Genomic DNA, 13,648 nt, shown 5'->3' on the forward strand with positions numbered 1-13,648 from the left:
CGTTCGTGCACGCGTCTCGTTCGCCCGTCGACGCCGCGTGGAATAACCGCAGCGCATTCCGCTGTTGGAGGCGTCGTGAGCCGAACAGTGAAGGTCGACATCTGGTCCGATATCGCATGCCCGTGGTGCTTCGTCGGTAAGCGCCGTTTCGAGGCAGGCGCCGCGGAATTCACCGCCGACGGCGGGACGCTCGAGGTGGAGTTCCACTCGTTCGAGCTGGCACCCGACACACCGGTCGACTTCGACGGCAGCGAGGTCGACTTTCTCGTCTCCCACAAAGGCATGCCGGCCGCCCAGGTCACGCAGATGTTGGGGCAGATGACCGAGCTGGCCGCAGGCGAGGGGCTCGCGTACGACTTCGACGCCCTGCAGCACACCAACACAGTCAAGGCGCACGAGCTGCTGCATTTCGCCAAGTCGAAGGGCAAGCAGATCGAGATGAAGGAGCGCCTGCTGGCGGCCTACTTCGAGGAGGGTCGCCACGTCGGCCGCACCGATGACCTCGCCGACCTGGCCGCGGAGGTCGGCCTCGACCGTGTCGAGGTGGTCGAGGCGCTGAAGTCCGAGGAATTCCTGCCGGCGGTGCGCGCGGACAAGGAGCAGGCCATCGCCTACGGAATCAGCGGTGTGCCGTTCTTCGTGATCGACGGACGGTTCGGTGTGTCCGGCGCGCAGGACCCGTCGGTGTTCGCCGACGTCCTGCAGAAGGCCGCTGCAGGCTCATGAGCGGTCCTCTGGAGATCGTCGGCGACGACCACGGCCTCGTCTGCACGGACGGCGTGTGCGAGGTGCCACCGATCCACGATGCAGACTCCGGCGAGACCGACCGGGCCGAGTCGGGGCCGAACATCTCGGCTCGGTAGCAGTCAGTCCGCCGGCACCTGTTCCGCCGGTGCGACGATGTCGATGACGGCCAGCAACATGCTTCGGGCCATGTGGCGGGGGTCGGGGTCCACTTCGCTGAGCGCGCCCACCACGGCTCCGTCCACCACCGCCACGAGTCGTCGAAGCTGCTCTTCCTGCACGGTTCGACCCGACCGGCGCAGGACGTCGGTGAGCAGGTCGTCGATCTGGGCGCGTAGGCGCAGCTGAACCTCTCGCAGCTCGGGATGGCGTGCCGAGGCGATGAAGCGTTCGTATCTCGCGATCAGCTGCTCGTGTCCGTCCTGCGGTCCGATCAGCAGGTCGACGATGAGGTCGACCGTCGACTCCATTTCGTTCGAGCACTTGCCCTCGTCCTCGATGCGGCCGCGCATCACATCGATCTCACGGGTGCCCACGACGTCGACTGCCGCGGCCACCAGGTCTCCGAGGGACTCGAAATAGTAGGTGGTCGACGCAAGAGGGAGCCCGGCTCGTGCGGCCACGGAACGGTGCCGCACCGCGTCGAATCCGCCTTCGACGAGAAGGTCCGCAGCGGCCGACGCCAGTGCCTGCCGGCGGCGCACCCCCTTCGGAGTCGCACCCGACACCTTGTGCTGCGACTCGGTCGGACCTGCGGACATTCAAGTCATCGTGCCAGCTCGAGGCCGTTCGTCGGACTGCTTTCGCGCTATGGAATTGTCAGTATTCGTGGCACATCGAACGATCGACCTCCGCTCCGACACCATCACCCGACCCGATTCGGTCATGCGAAAAGCCATGGCCGACGCCGAAGTGGGCGACGACGTCCTCGATCACGATCCGACGATGGCGGCACTGGAAGAAGCCGTTGCAGGTCTGCTCGGATTCGAGGCGGCACTGTGGGTGCCGTCGGGCTCGATGGGCAACATCATCGCGCTGATGCTGCATCTGCAGCGCGGCGATCGATTCCTGGCACCCGAGCACGCCCATGTGCTGGGGTCCGAGCTCGGTACCGCCGCATGGTTGGCGGGCGGAATGCCCGACGCCCTCCCCCACGACGGTGGGCCCGGCCGTCCCCTCGCGTCGACGGTGCGCGCGAAAGCCGGCGGCGACGGACCGTACTTCGCGCTGCGGACCACGCTGTTGTCGCTCGAGAACACCCACAATTTCGCAGGCGGTACCGTGTTCGGACCGGACGAGTGGTCGGATCTCGTTGGCGCCGCACGTGATTGCGGGCTGAAGGTGCACCTGGACGGGGCGCGACTGTGGAATGCCGCTGTGGCTCTGGATGTTCCGATCGCCTCGCTCGCTGCCGGTGCGGACACGGTTCAGGTGTGCCTGAGCAAGGGCCTCGGCGCGCCGGTCGGTTCGATGTTGGTCTCGGATTCCGCGAGGATTCACGAGGCTCGGCGTGTACGAAAGATGTTGGGCGGCGGCGTCCGTCAGGGCGGCGTCCTGGCTGCGGCCGGGCTCGTGGCGTTGGATCGGATCGGTGATCTGGCCGTCGATCACGCCAACGCGTCGACCCTCGCGTCCGGTTTGCGCGAGCGTGGTTGGGAGGTGACCGAGCCGGAGACGAACATCGTGCTCGCAACGGTTCCCGATCCGGCATCGACGGTCACCGAGTTGGCCGAGTCGGGTATCGCCGCGGTGACCGTCGCGGGCAAGGTGCGTTTCGTGACCCACCGCGACGTCGATGCCGCCGATATCGCCGAGGCGCTGGAGCGGCTGCGCCGCATGTGAGCGCCGTGCCGTCCCGTCGTTCCGCAGGCTCCCCTCCTGCCTCGTAACCTGCTACGTGGAAACACTCACATGCGACGAAGGCGCTCCAACGCCTCCTCGACGTCGGCGGTGGTGCCTGCGAACGAGAATCGCACGGTGTGGTTCCCGCGTACGGTGTCGAAATCGATGCCCGGCGCCAAAGCGACCCCGGTCTCGGACAGCACTCGCGCACACCAACTTCGCGAATCGTCGGTCAGGTGCGCGATGTCGGCGTACACGTAGAAGGCACCATCGGCCGGTGCGAGGTCGGTGATACCCATGGCCGGCAAACCGTCGAGCAGAATGCGGCGGTTGACGGCGTAGCGCTCGACATGTGAATCCAGCTCGATGCGGGACTCCTCGGTGAACGCCGCGATGGCGGCAACCTGGGAGATCGCCGGTGGGCAGACCGTCATGTTCGACGCCAATCGTTCGACGGCTCTGCGCAATCGCGTCGGCAGCAGCATCCAGCCCAGACGCCACCCGGTCATCGAGAAGTACTTCGACACCGATCCGATGGCGACGGATTCCTTGGAGGTCTCCCAGGCGCTGGACGTCCGCGCGTCCCCGTAGGCGATGCCGTGGTAGATCTCGTCCGAGATCAACAGAGTTCCGTGCTCGTCGCACCAGCGCGCGATCGCGGCGAGCTCGTCGGGGTCGATGATCGTGCCGGTGGGGTTGGCCGGGCTCGCGATGATGAGCCCGGCGGGCGGCTCGGGCAGTTCCTCGAGCATGGCGACGGTCGGTTGGAACCGGGTCTCTTCGACGCAATCCAGTTCGACGACGCGACAGCCCAACGCCGCCAACGTGTTTCGATACGCCGGATAACCCGGCCTGGCCATGACGACCGTGTCCCCCGCGTCGAACGCAGCGAGGAACAGCAACGTGAATGCGCCCGACGACCCGGTCGTGATCACCACGTCGTCGGCGTCGACGTAGATGCCGTACCGCGCGCTGTGGTACTCGGCAATCGCGCGACGCAGCGGCAGAATGCCCAGCGTCTCGGTGTACCCGAGCAGCTGCGCGTCCAGGGCCTCGCGGGTGGCGCGCAGTACCGGCTCGGGCGCTCGCGTCGAGGGCTGACCTGCAGCAAGCGAGAGCACGTCGCCGTGAGTGCGCGCCCGCTCGGCCGCCGCGGCGAACACATCCATCACGTGGAACGGCTCGACCATCGATCGCTGGGATTCACTGTGCATTGTTTCGACCCTACTGATCCTGGGACGCTCGGTACCTCACGCCTTCGCAAACGCGCGCGCATGTGCCATGTGCGCGCAAAATCGCGTCGTTTCGGAGGCGATTTCGCTCGCATCCGACAAATGCGCGCGCGTTTGCCCCCGACGACCGGCCTCGACAAACCCGGCCGACGCAGCACATCTACAGCGAGATGCGACCCTCCACCGCAGCCAGGCCGATGTCGGTGCGGAAGTGACTGCCCGGCAGACGGATTCCCGCGATACGGGAGTATGCGTCGTCGCGGGCGGCGGTGAGGTCGAATCCGGTGCCGACCACGCTCAGCACGCGGCCGCCCGCGGAGACGACTGCGCCGTCCTTCACCGCGGTGCCTGCGTGCAGCACGCCTTCCCCGTCGGAGCCGAGGATCTCGTCACCGGTGCGCGGTCGACCGGGGTAGTTCTCGGCGGCGATGACGACGGTGACGGCAGCACCGTCCTTCCAGCGCAACGGCGGCAGTGCGGCAAGCGTGCCGGTCGCCGTCGCGTTCAGCACCTCACCGAGAGGGGAATCGAGCAGCGCCAGCACCGCCTGGGTCTCGGGATCACCGAAGCGGCAGTTGAATTCGACGACCGCCGGGCCGTCGGCACCCATCGCCAGACCGGCGTACAGCAGACCGGAGAACGGCACGCCACGCTGCACCATCTCGGCGGCAACGGGTTTCACCACATCACGGACGATCTCCTCGACTGCGCCCTCGGGCAACCACGGCAGCGGGGTGTATGCGCCCATGCCGCCGGTGTTGGGTCCGGTGTCGCCGTCGCCGACGCGTTTGTGGTCCTGCGCGGGCAGCAGAGGCACCACGGTCTCGCCATCGACTAGGCAGAACAGGGACACCTCGGGTCCATCGAGGAACGATTCGAGCAGCACCGGGTGGCCGTTCTCGAGGAGTTCGGCAGCGTGATCGCGGGCGACGAGCCGATCGGTGGTGACGACGACACCCTTGCCTGCGGCCAGGCCGTCGTCCTTGACCACCCAGTTGGGGCCGAAACGGTCGAGGGCTGCGTCGAGCAGGGCGGGCGAATCGACGATTTCGCTGTGCGCGGTGCGGACACCCGCTGCTGCCATCACGTCCTTGGCGAAGGCCTTGGATCCTTCGATGCGAGCGGCGTCTGCGGACGGACCGAATGCGGCGATGCCTGCCTCGCGGAGAGCGTCGGCCACACCGAGTACCAGCGGAACCTCCGGTCCGATGACGACCAGATCGGCGTCGAGTTTCTTCGCCAGCGCGGTCACCGCCTCACCGGAGGCGACATCGACCACGTGCTGCTCGGCGAGCTTCGCGGTGCCTGCGTTGCCGGGAGCCACGAACAGCTTCTCGACCGACGGATCGGCCTTCAACGCAAGTAGAAGGGCGTGCTCACGAGCACCGGAACCAATGACTAGTACGCGCACAGTGCATCAGACTATCTGCTCGACGCGAAAGCGCCCCGCACCTGTCATGGTGCGGGGCTCTTTCGTGGTGGTTCGGTGTTACTGCGTGAGGTCGTAGAACGTCACGTTGTCGACCGTGGTCGCGGTGAAGTTCTCGGTGACCCAGGCGGAGATCTCCGCCGAGGTACCCGACTCCATTCCCGGCATCCCTCCGCCGCCGATGAAGTAGTGGATCTGTCCCTCGGCGACGTACTGCTGGAACTCGGCGAGAGTCGGGGACGGGTCGGTGCCGTTGAACCCGCCGACGGGCATGACGGGCTCCTCGGTGGCCAATTGATAGCCGGCCGCCGTGTTGGCTCCGATGGCCGCTGCCACCCAGGTGTAGGAGTCGGCGTCCTGCTCGAGCATCTCGGTGATCGCGGTGGTCGGCTTGCTGCCCTCGAGAAGACCGCCCATTGCGCCGCCCATGCCGCCCATCTCGGCACCACCCGGCATCTGGCCGGGAGCACCGGCCTGTCCCGGGAATCCCGCCGGTGGCTGCATCCCGGCCGGTAGCTGGACGCCTGCCGGCAACTGCATTCCGCCCGGCATACCGCCCTGACCGCGACGGCCCTCGCCCATACCGCCGAACCCGCGCATACCGGTGTTCGGGCCGGCCGAGACGATGGCACCGGTGTGCGGAGTACCGATCGTGTCGACCGCGTACGCCGTCGGCCCGGCGAGGCCGGCGAACATCACCGCCAGGATCGACACCGCCGCCAGCTTGCCCCGGGTCAGCGCGGGTACGAGCAGCGTCACGACGGCAACAACTCCGACGACGAGAATCGCCCACTTCAACCACGGCACGAAACTCTCACTGCGGCGCAACAATACCCACGCCATCGCCACGGTGGACGCCACGGCGGCGGCCATCGCGATGCGTACCCAGTACGTGTCGCGTCGACGCCACAGCACCACGCTGCCGATGCCGATCAGTGCGGCGACGGCAGGTGCGAGAGCAACGGTGTAGTACGCGTGGAAGATTCCGGCCATGAAACTGAACGTCAGCCCCGTCACGAGCAACCACGATCCCCACACGATCAGCGACGCACGCTGCCCGTCGGTTCGAGGTGCTCTGCCGCGCAACACGAGTCCGACCACGAACAGGATCAACGCGGCCGGGAGAAGCCAGGCGATCTGGCCGCCCTGGGAGGCGTCGAACATGCGGAGGATGCCGGTCTCTCCCCAGATACCACCGGGCATGCCCCCGGGCATTCCCCCGGCCATGTCGGCACCCATACCCCCGCCCATACCGCCGCGGCCGGGGGTGACACTTCCGGTTTCGTCACCGCTGAGCCGACCGAATCCGTTGTAGCCGAGCGTGAGTTCGAGGATCGAATTGTTCTGCGAACCGCCGACCCACGGCCGCGACGACGCCGGCCAGAATTCCACGATCAGAATCCACCATCCGGCCGAGACGATCATCGCGCCGAGTGCACCGAACAACTGCACCAGCCGGGTGACAAACTTCGGCGGTCCGGCGATCAGGTAGGTCAACGCCAGCGGCGGTACGACGAGCATCACCTGGAGCTGCTTGGTGAGGAAGCCGAATCCGACGAACATGCCGGTGATCAACAGCCACTTGGTCTTTCCGGTCTCGACGCCGCGAAGCAGTGCCCAGACCGATGCGATCATCAGCAGCACGAGCAGCGCGTCGGGATTGTTGAACCGGAACATCAGTGCGGCAACGGGGGTGACGGCCAGCACCAGGCCTGCGAGCAGACCGGCCGCGCCGCCGAAGCGACGCTTGACGGTGGCGCGCAGCAGTGCCACCGAGGCGACTCCGAGGAGCGCCTGCGGCACCAGCATCGCCCAGGTGTTGAGGCCGAAGATGCGCACCGACAACGACATCAACCACAGCGACATCGGGGGCTTGTCGACGGTGATCGAGTTGGCGGCGTCGGAGGATCCGAAGAAGAAGGCCTTCCACGACACCGAACCCGCCTGCACCGCAGCGGAATAGAAGGAGTTGGCCCAACCCGAGGCACCGAGTCCCCAGATGTAGGCGACGCCGGTGCCGACCAGCAACGCGACCAGACCGATCCACTCCCATCGCGGGGAGGTGACGGGCGCGGCCGAGGCGTCCGCGGCGGGGCGTTCGATCGTCGTCGTCACAGATTCTTCTCCGAACCGGCGGACTGCGAATCGGACGACGTGGAGCTACGGAAGACCCACCGCAGTGCGACGAATCGGCACACCGTGGCAACGAGATTGGCGACGATGAGGACGGCGAGTTCGACGTGCCGGGACACATCGGGCACCCAGGCATGCAGTACCGCGAGCGATCCGCTGGTGACGAGCAGAGCGAAACCGAAGATCGCCAGTCCCTGCAGTTGATGCTTGCCTGCGCCGTCCGATCCGCGGACGCCGAAGGTGAAGGCGCGATTGGCCGCGGTGTTGAGTACCGCGGTGATCAGTAGTCCGAAGAAGTTCGCGGCCTGCGCGCCGATCAACGAGTGCAGCACCAGGTACAGCAACGCGTAGGCGACGGTGCTGGCGATGCCGATGATGCCGAATCGCACCATCTGGCTGATCATTCCGTGCGGCACTCCGGGCACGAGCGGCTCCCGTCCCAGGCTTCGACGCAGTTCGGCGACCGGCAGTACGCCGGTGGCCAGGGCGCGGCCGACGCGCCAGCATCCCTGCAGGTCCTTGACGGCGGTGTCGACGATGTTGACGCTGCTGTTCGGGTCGTCGACCCAGTCGACGGGCACCTCGTGGATACGCAGGCCGACTTTCTCTGCGATGACGAGCAATTCGGTGTCGAAGAACCACCCGGTGTCCTCGACGAGCGGCAACAGCTGTCGGGCGACGTCGGTGCGCATGGCCTTGAAACCGCACTGCGCATCCGAGAAGCGTGCGCGCAGCGACGTGCGCAGAATGAGATTGTAACTGCGCGAGATGAATTCGCGTTTCGCACCGCGGACCACCCGGGACGATCGGTTGAGTCGTGATCCGATGGCGAGGTCCGAGTGACCGGACATCAACGGCGCGATCAGCGGCATCAGAGCGTTGAGGTCGGTCGACAGATCGACGTCCATGTAGGCCACGACATCGGCGTCCGATGCGAGCCAGACGGCTTTGAGTGCTCGTCCGCGGCCCTTCTCGTCCAGGTGATGAACCCGGACTCCCTCGATCTCGTCGGCCAGCCGGTGTGCCACCGCGAGGGTGCCGTCGGTACTGGCGTTGTCGGCGATCGTGATGCGCGACCGGAACGGGATCCGGTCTTCCAGATGCTCGTGTAGACGACGAATGCACTGTTCGAGATCCGCCTCTTCGTTGTATACCGGGATGACCACCTCGAGAGTGGCCGTGGCGTTCGAGCCGGGCCGCTGGCCTGCTCGTGCGAGGGAATTCGTTGTCATGTGGACCAGAATCGGGCCCCGAGCTGGACCCACCCTGCGATGAACCTGGCAATCACCTGGGAGACGCGACCGGTGGAACGGCCCCGGTCGAATCGGGTAGGGCATCCTGTTCCCATGGCTTCCATTTTCAGCAAGATCATCGCCGGCGAAATCCCGGGACGTTTCGTCTGGCAGGACGACGACGTGGTGGCGTTTCTGACGATCGCACCGGTCACTCAGGGCCACACACTGGTGGTTCCGCGCGAGGAGATCGACCAGTGGCAGGACGTCGACGGTGCCGCGTTCGCCAAGATCACTGCCGTTGCCCAGATCATCGGCCAGGCGGTCAGGACCGCGTTCGACGCTCCCCGCGCCGGACTGCTGATCGCCGGGCTCGAGGTGCCGCACCTGCATCTGCACGTGTTTCCGGCATACGACATGGGCAACTTCGACATCTCCGGTGCCGACCCGAATCCGTCGGCGGAGTCGCAGGACGAGGCAGCGACCAAGCTGCGCGCGGCGTTGCGTGAACTCGGGCACGCGGCTCACGTCCCGGACTGACGCACCTCGCTCACCGCAGAGGCGTGAGCAGGCGTCGACGCGTCCGCATGTGCATGGACACCTCGTCGGATCGGGTGTCGGGGTCGTAGCCCGGGCCGATATCGGTGTCGATGTCGTGCGGACCGGGCGCGAGTCCGCATTCGGGGCAGATCCCCAACGGTCCGAGGTCGGTTCCGCAGGTCGCGTGCAGGAACCGTCGACGCTTCCCTGCGGGTTTCGCCGTCTGTTCCTCACCCCAGTAGCTCAGGGCGAACACGGCGGGCCACAGTCGTTCGAGGGCGGCGGTGGGGACGTAGTCGTCGCGTCCGCCCTCGACGGCGCGGGCTCGTCGTTCGAGCAGCCCGGCCTCGACCAGTGCGCCGAGTCGTTGCGCGAGGACCGCCTTGGAGATGTCGAGGTGGACCTGGAAATCACCGAAGCGTCGGACCCCGAAGAAGCAATCGCGCACGATGAGCATCGTCCATCGCTCGCCGACGAGTTCGAGGGCACGGGCCAGGGAGCAGTCCTGGCGGGCGTAGTCGATTCCGAGTGCCATGACGCGATAGTACAGTCTGTTGACCGAACCAAGTTGGGCGTTTACAGTTCGATCACCAGACCAAAAGGACGACGATGACCGACGCTGCACCCTCGCCCGTCAGCACCGACAACAGCACCCGCGCGCTCACCATCGCAGCGCTGGGCACCCTGCTGACTCTGATGGCGTTCACCGCACCACTTGCCACGATCAACAGCACCGCCGCGGACCTGATGTCCGACGCAGCAGGACGCACCTGGATTCTCAGCTCGATGAGCATCGGCCTCGCTGCCGCCCTGCTCACCACCGGTACCGTCGCCGACGACTTCGGCCGTCGACGCACCTTCGCACTCGGTGCGACGGTGCTGGCCGTCGGCGCGATCGTCTGCGCCGTCTCTCCCGACACTCTGATCTTCGTCCTCGCCCGCATCCTGCAGGGTCTCGGCGGCGCGGCCGTCATCGCGTCGAGCCTGGGAATCATCGCGCACACTCACCCGGCCGGTCCGGTGCGCGCGAAGGCGAGCGGGGTGTGGGGCGCGAGCGTGGGTGCAGGCATCGCTCTCGGCCCGCTGCTCGCCGCCGTACTCGATCGCTGGGCGAGCTGGCGGGAGGCGTACGTGGTTCTCGCGGTTGCCACGGTCGCATTGGCCGTCGCCGCGCATGTGCTCGTCGAAGAATCCAGGTCCGACGCCCCGCGTGGCCTCGATCCGGTCGGTGCGCTGCTGTTGGCCACGGGCGTCGCCGCGTTGCTGGCCGCTCTCGTCGAGGGCAGGCAGGGCTGGATCGCCGTTACTCCGATCGTGCTCTTCGTCCTCGCGGCCCTGCTACTGTCCGCGTTCGTGGTCCTCGAATTGCGGGGTGCCACTGCGATGCTCGATCTGACACTCTTCCGGCACCCACCGTTTCTGGCCGCCACGGTCGCCGCGCTGGCCACCGGCGGCGGCATCATCGCCCTGATGTCGTACATGCCGGGATTCCTCGGAACCGCTCTGGGAATCGATGCGCTCGGTGCCGCCCTGCTGCTGTTCGGGTGGTCGGCCACGTCCGTGGTCACCGCCTTGCTCGCCCGCAGGCTGCCCGCATCGATGAGCGGTCGGACGCAACTCGCCGTCGGTCTGGTAGGCGTCGCGATCGGCATGGTGATGCTCACGGGGTTGTCCGAGAACGCATCCTGGCCGCGACTGCTGCCGGGACTGCTCGTGGCAGGAGTCGCCAGCGGGATACTCAACGCCGCTCTCGGACGCGAGGCCGTGGCCAGCGTGCCCACCGGCCGCGGCGGTATGGGCAGCGGTGCCAACAACACCGCGCGCTACGTCGGCTCCGCCATCGGAGTCACCGTCGTTGCGGTGGTGGCCGTTCCGGCCGGCGGGAGTGGAGCCCGCGGAATGACCCAATTTGCGGGCAGTGGAGCCCGCGGAATGACCCAATCGATCAGCAGCCACAGCACGACTGCGCTGACCGAAGGGTGGAACACCGCAGCTCTGGTCACCGCGGCGATTTCCGTGTGCGGAGCCGTGGTCGTGGCGGTCTCACGCTCCCGGCGGTAGCGAGTACTCCTGCTCCGGCCTGCCGGTCGACCCATAGCGCAGCTGCATGCGCAGTCGACCCTTGGACACGAGGGTGGCCAGGTAACGCTGCGCGGTCGCACGTGAAATGCCGATGGCCGCAGCAACTTCACCCGCGGACATCGGATCGGCGGTCGCGCGCACGGCGTCGAGCACCAGATCACGGGTGACGGACTGCGAGGACGGCAGCGGTGCCGCCGCGCGCGGACGCAACGCGTCGAGTCCGCTGTCGATGTCGGCCTGGCTCAGCTCGTCCGAACGGTCGAGAGCGCCGCGGTACGTCCGGTATCCGGAGAGGCGATCGACCAACGCCGAGCGCGGAAACGGTTTGATCAGGTACGTCCAGGCACCCGCGGCCAACGCCGATCGAACGGTCTGCTGATCCGCCGCGGCGGAGAGCACCACGGCGTCGCACTCGAGTTCGCGCACCAGGTCGATTCCCGATCCGTCGGGCAGATAGACGTCGACCAGCGCCAGATCGAACGCCTGCGTCGACGCCAACTCCCGCGCCTGGGCGATGCTCGTCGCCACCGCGGCCACCTCGTAGTCGGCCAGCGAATTCACCAGTGCCGCATGTAGATCCGCGACCCGGAAATCGTCGTCCACCACCAGTACTCTCATTGCGACACCTCGTCGGTCAGTAGTGCGTCCGGGATCGACGCGATGAACACTGCGCCTCCTCGTTCGTTCTCGTCGGTGATCTGCCCACCGACATCGGCCAGCGTCACGTCGCCGCCGCGGGTACGTGCGATCTGCCGACTCAGCGCCAATCCCACCCCTCGGCCGCCCGGCGAGTCCGCCGTCGACTTGGTCGAGACTCCCTCCACGAACACCTGGTCGACTTCCAGATCCACACCGTCGCCGGAATCGACGACCACGATGTGCAGGGTCGAACCGTCCTGCACCAGTTCGACTTCCACCTCGGCGGGCCGGCGGACTCCCAGCCTGGCAGCATCGATCGCATTGTCGACGAGGTTGCCCAGCACAGTCGTCACGTCGACGGGAACGGCCACCTCTCCCCCGACCCAGGTGTTCTCGCCCAACACCATTCGCACCCCGCTCTCACGCGCGTGCGCGGCTTTCGCGGTCAGGAACGACCGCAGATAGGCGTCGGAGAGGGCATCGATACCCTCGACGGTTTCCGATCTCGGCCCCACACCGAGTATCTCGTCGATGTACTGCGACGCACGATCCGGGTGGCCCTCGTGCAGCAGTCCGCTGACCAGATGCATTCGGTTCGCGAACTCGTGGCGCTGGGCGCGCAGTACGGCGGACATCGACTGCACCGCGTCGAGTTGACGCGTCAGCGTCTCGACGTCCGTTCGGTCACGCACGGTCAGCACCGTACCCAGATTGCGATTGTCACGCAGCACTTTTCGAGCGGCTGCGACGACCACGACCTCGTTCACCGCCGCGAGTACGGGTTCGGACGTCGGAGATTCGATGACCTCGAGCAGTCTCGGAGTCAGACCGATGTCCTCGATCCGCATCCCCGGCTTACCGTCGATCGAGAGCAACGAGCGCGCTTCGTCGTTGACGACCGTGACGACGCCGTTCGGATCGATGGCGACCACGCCCTCGCCGATGCCGTGCAGCACGGCCTCCTGTTCACGCACCAATTCGGCGAGCTCCTCCGGCTCGAGCCCCAGCGTCAGTCGTTTCCACCTGCGCGCCAACAGGGTCGAGCCGGCCAGCCCGAGCAACAGCACGGCACCGGTCACCAGCCCGCCGTTGACCAGATCCTTCACCAGCTCGGTACGCACGGCCGTGGTCGATATGCCCACGCTCACTTCGCCGACCACCACGTCGGTCGAACCGAGCGCCAGCACAGGCACTTTCGCGCGTACGGAGTCGCCGAGCGTGCCGCGCTCCTGCTCGACCACCTCGTTGCCCGCCAGCGCACCGGATGGATCGGTACTCACCCGCTGACCCAGCACCGTCGGATCGGGGTGCGCCAAGCGAAGACCGCGATCGTCGGTGATGACGACGAACAGGGCGTCGGTACGGGTGCGAGCACCCTCGGCCGCGCGCTGCAAGGCCCCGCCCGCCAGCACTCCCGCGGGCGCGGCATCGGTGCCTGCGGTGTCGACTGCCGAGAACTGCTCGACGAGCGAGCGCACCTCCGGGTCCGACGCCACCGTCCGGGCGACCGCGAGCGCGCGCTCGCCGTACTCCTCGCTCGCCTGCCTGCCGCTGCTGATCGCGAACACCCCGAACGCCACAGCCAGGGCCACCGCCACCAGCGCTGCCTGCAACAACAGCACCTGGGTCCTCAATCGCACTCGTTCAGGCTATGCGTCGGGCGGGCTCGAGCACAATGCGCAAAAGGCTCTTTACGTTGCTTGCGCGGGTAGTGCGCACAACGGCGACCATGTGATGCCGGTTACGTAACTTCAGTCACACACGCAGTCCAACCG

Annotated in this window: 13 protein-coding genes; 5 read left to right on the forward strand and 8 right to left on the reverse strand. The window is 67.0% G+C overall.

Annotated elements, in window-relative coordinates:
* Positions 1-75 precede the first annotated feature (75 nt).
* Together CH273_RS01450 and CH273_RS27560 are read left to right on the forward strand one after the other, a co-directional pair.
* Positions 76-726 (forward strand): DsbA family oxidoreductase, encoded by a 651-nt coding sequence (locus tag CH273_RS01450; protein WP_032395948.1) that lies wholly within the window; start codon positions 76-78, stop codon positions 724-726.
* The gene (locus CH273_RS27560; RefSeq protein WP_155290808.1) at positions 723-863 is read left to right on the forward strand and encodes a hypothetical protein; all 141 of its coding nucleotides are present in this window, start codon (positions 723-725) and stop codon (positions 861-863) included. The genes CH273_RS01450 and CH273_RS27560 overlap by 4 nt, the downstream gene beginning before the upstream one ends.
* Before the next feature lie 3 nt (positions 864-866).
* On the opposite strand, the gene CH273_RS01455 is transcribed toward CH273_RS27560, so the two are convergent.
* Positions 867-1,505, reverse strand: coding sequence for a TetR/AcrR family transcriptional regulator (locus CH273_RS01455; protein ID WP_045196709.1), 639 nt, complete (start codon positions 1,503-1,505; stop codon positions 867-869).
* A gap of 67 nt (positions 1,506-1,572) precedes the next feature.
* On the opposite strand from CH273_RS01455, the gene CH273_RS01460 reads away from it, so the two are divergent.
* Positions 1,573-2,586, forward strand: a complete 1,014-nt coding sequence (locus CH273_RS01460) for a threonine aldolase family protein (RefSeq protein ID WP_230596836.1) — start codon at positions 1,573-1,575, stop codon at positions 2,584-2,586.
* 65 nt (positions 2,587-2,651) lie between these two features.
* Here the strand turns inward: CH273_RS01460 and CH273_RS01465 are convergent, their stop codons facing one another.
* From CH273_RS01465 to CH273_RS01480, 4 genes are all read right to left on the reverse strand, one after another.
* Positions 2,652-3,800 carry a pyridoxal phosphate-dependent aminotransferase gene (locus tag CH273_RS01465; RefSeq protein ID WP_032395950.1) on the reverse strand — a complete coding sequence of 383 codons (1,149 nt, stop codon included), beginning with the start codon at positions 3,798-3,800 and terminating at the stop codon, positions 2,652-2,654.
* A 178-nt stretch (positions 3,801-3,978) separates the two neighbouring features.
* Positions 3,979-5,229, reverse strand: a complete 1,251-nt coding sequence (purD, locus tag CH273_RS01470) for a phosphoribosylamine--glycine ligase (protein WP_032395951.1) — start codon at positions 5,227-5,229, stop codon at positions 3,979-3,981.
* Positions 5,230-5,307: 78 nt separating this feature from the next.
* Positions 5,308-7,362 carry a glycosyltransferase family 39 protein gene (locus CH273_RS01475; protein WP_032395952.1) on the reverse strand — a complete coding sequence of 685 codons (2,055 nt, stop codon included), beginning with the start codon at positions 7,360-7,362 and terminating at the stop codon, positions 5,308-5,310.
* On the reverse strand, positions 7,359-8,612 hold the full coding sequence (locus CH273_RS01480; RefSeq protein ID WP_032395953.1) for a bifunctional glycosyltransferase family 2/GtrA family protein: 1,254 nt from the start codon (positions 8,610-8,612) through the stop codon (positions 7,359-7,361). Before CH273_RS01480 ends, CH273_RS01475 begins: the two co-directional genes overlap by 4 nt.
* Before the next feature lie 114 nt (positions 8,613-8,726).
* On the opposite strand from CH273_RS01480, the gene CH273_RS01485 reads away from it, so the two are divergent.
* The gene (locus CH273_RS01485; RefSeq protein ID WP_032395954.1) at positions 8,727-9,152 is read left to right on the forward strand and encodes an HIT family protein; all 426 of its coding nucleotides are present in this window, start codon (positions 8,727-8,729) and stop codon (positions 9,150-9,152) included.
* A 10-nt stretch (positions 9,153-9,162) separates the two neighbouring features.
* Here the strand turns inward: CH273_RS01485 and CH273_RS01490 are convergent, their stop codons facing one another.
* Positions 9,163-9,687, reverse strand: a complete 525-nt coding sequence (locus CH273_RS01490) for a winged helix-turn-helix transcriptional regulator (protein WP_032395955.1) — start codon at positions 9,685-9,687, stop codon at positions 9,163-9,165.
* Positions 9,688-9,761: 74 nt separating this feature from the next.
* On the opposite strand from CH273_RS01490, the gene CH273_RS01495 reads away from it, so the two are divergent.
* Positions 9,762-11,213: an MFS transporter gene (locus tag CH273_RS01495; protein WP_032395956.1), complete on the forward strand. Its 1,452-nt coding sequence runs from the start codon at positions 9,762-9,764 to the stop codon at positions 11,211-11,213.
* On the opposite strand, the gene CH273_RS01500 is transcribed toward CH273_RS01495, so the two are convergent.
* On the reverse strand, positions 11,196-11,852 hold the full coding sequence (locus CH273_RS01500; RefSeq protein ID WP_032395957.1) for a response regulator: 657 nt from the start codon (positions 11,850-11,852) through the stop codon (positions 11,196-11,198). The genes CH273_RS01495 and CH273_RS01500 overlap by 18 nt on opposite strands.
* Positions 11,849-13,513 carry a sensor histidine kinase gene (locus tag CH273_RS01505; protein ID WP_032395958.1) on the reverse strand — a complete coding sequence of 555 codons (1,665 nt, stop codon included), beginning with the start codon at positions 13,511-13,513 and terminating at the stop codon, positions 11,849-11,851. Before CH273_RS01505 ends, CH273_RS01500 begins: the two co-directional genes overlap by 4 nt.
* Positions 13,514-13,648: the final 135 nt, after the last annotated feature.

The sequence above is a fragment of the Rhodococcus sp. 05-339-2 genome (genome assembly GCF_002258965.1).
Classification (GTDB): domain Bacteria; phylum Actinomycetota; class Actinomycetes; order Mycobacteriales; family Mycobacteriaceae; genus Rhodococcoides.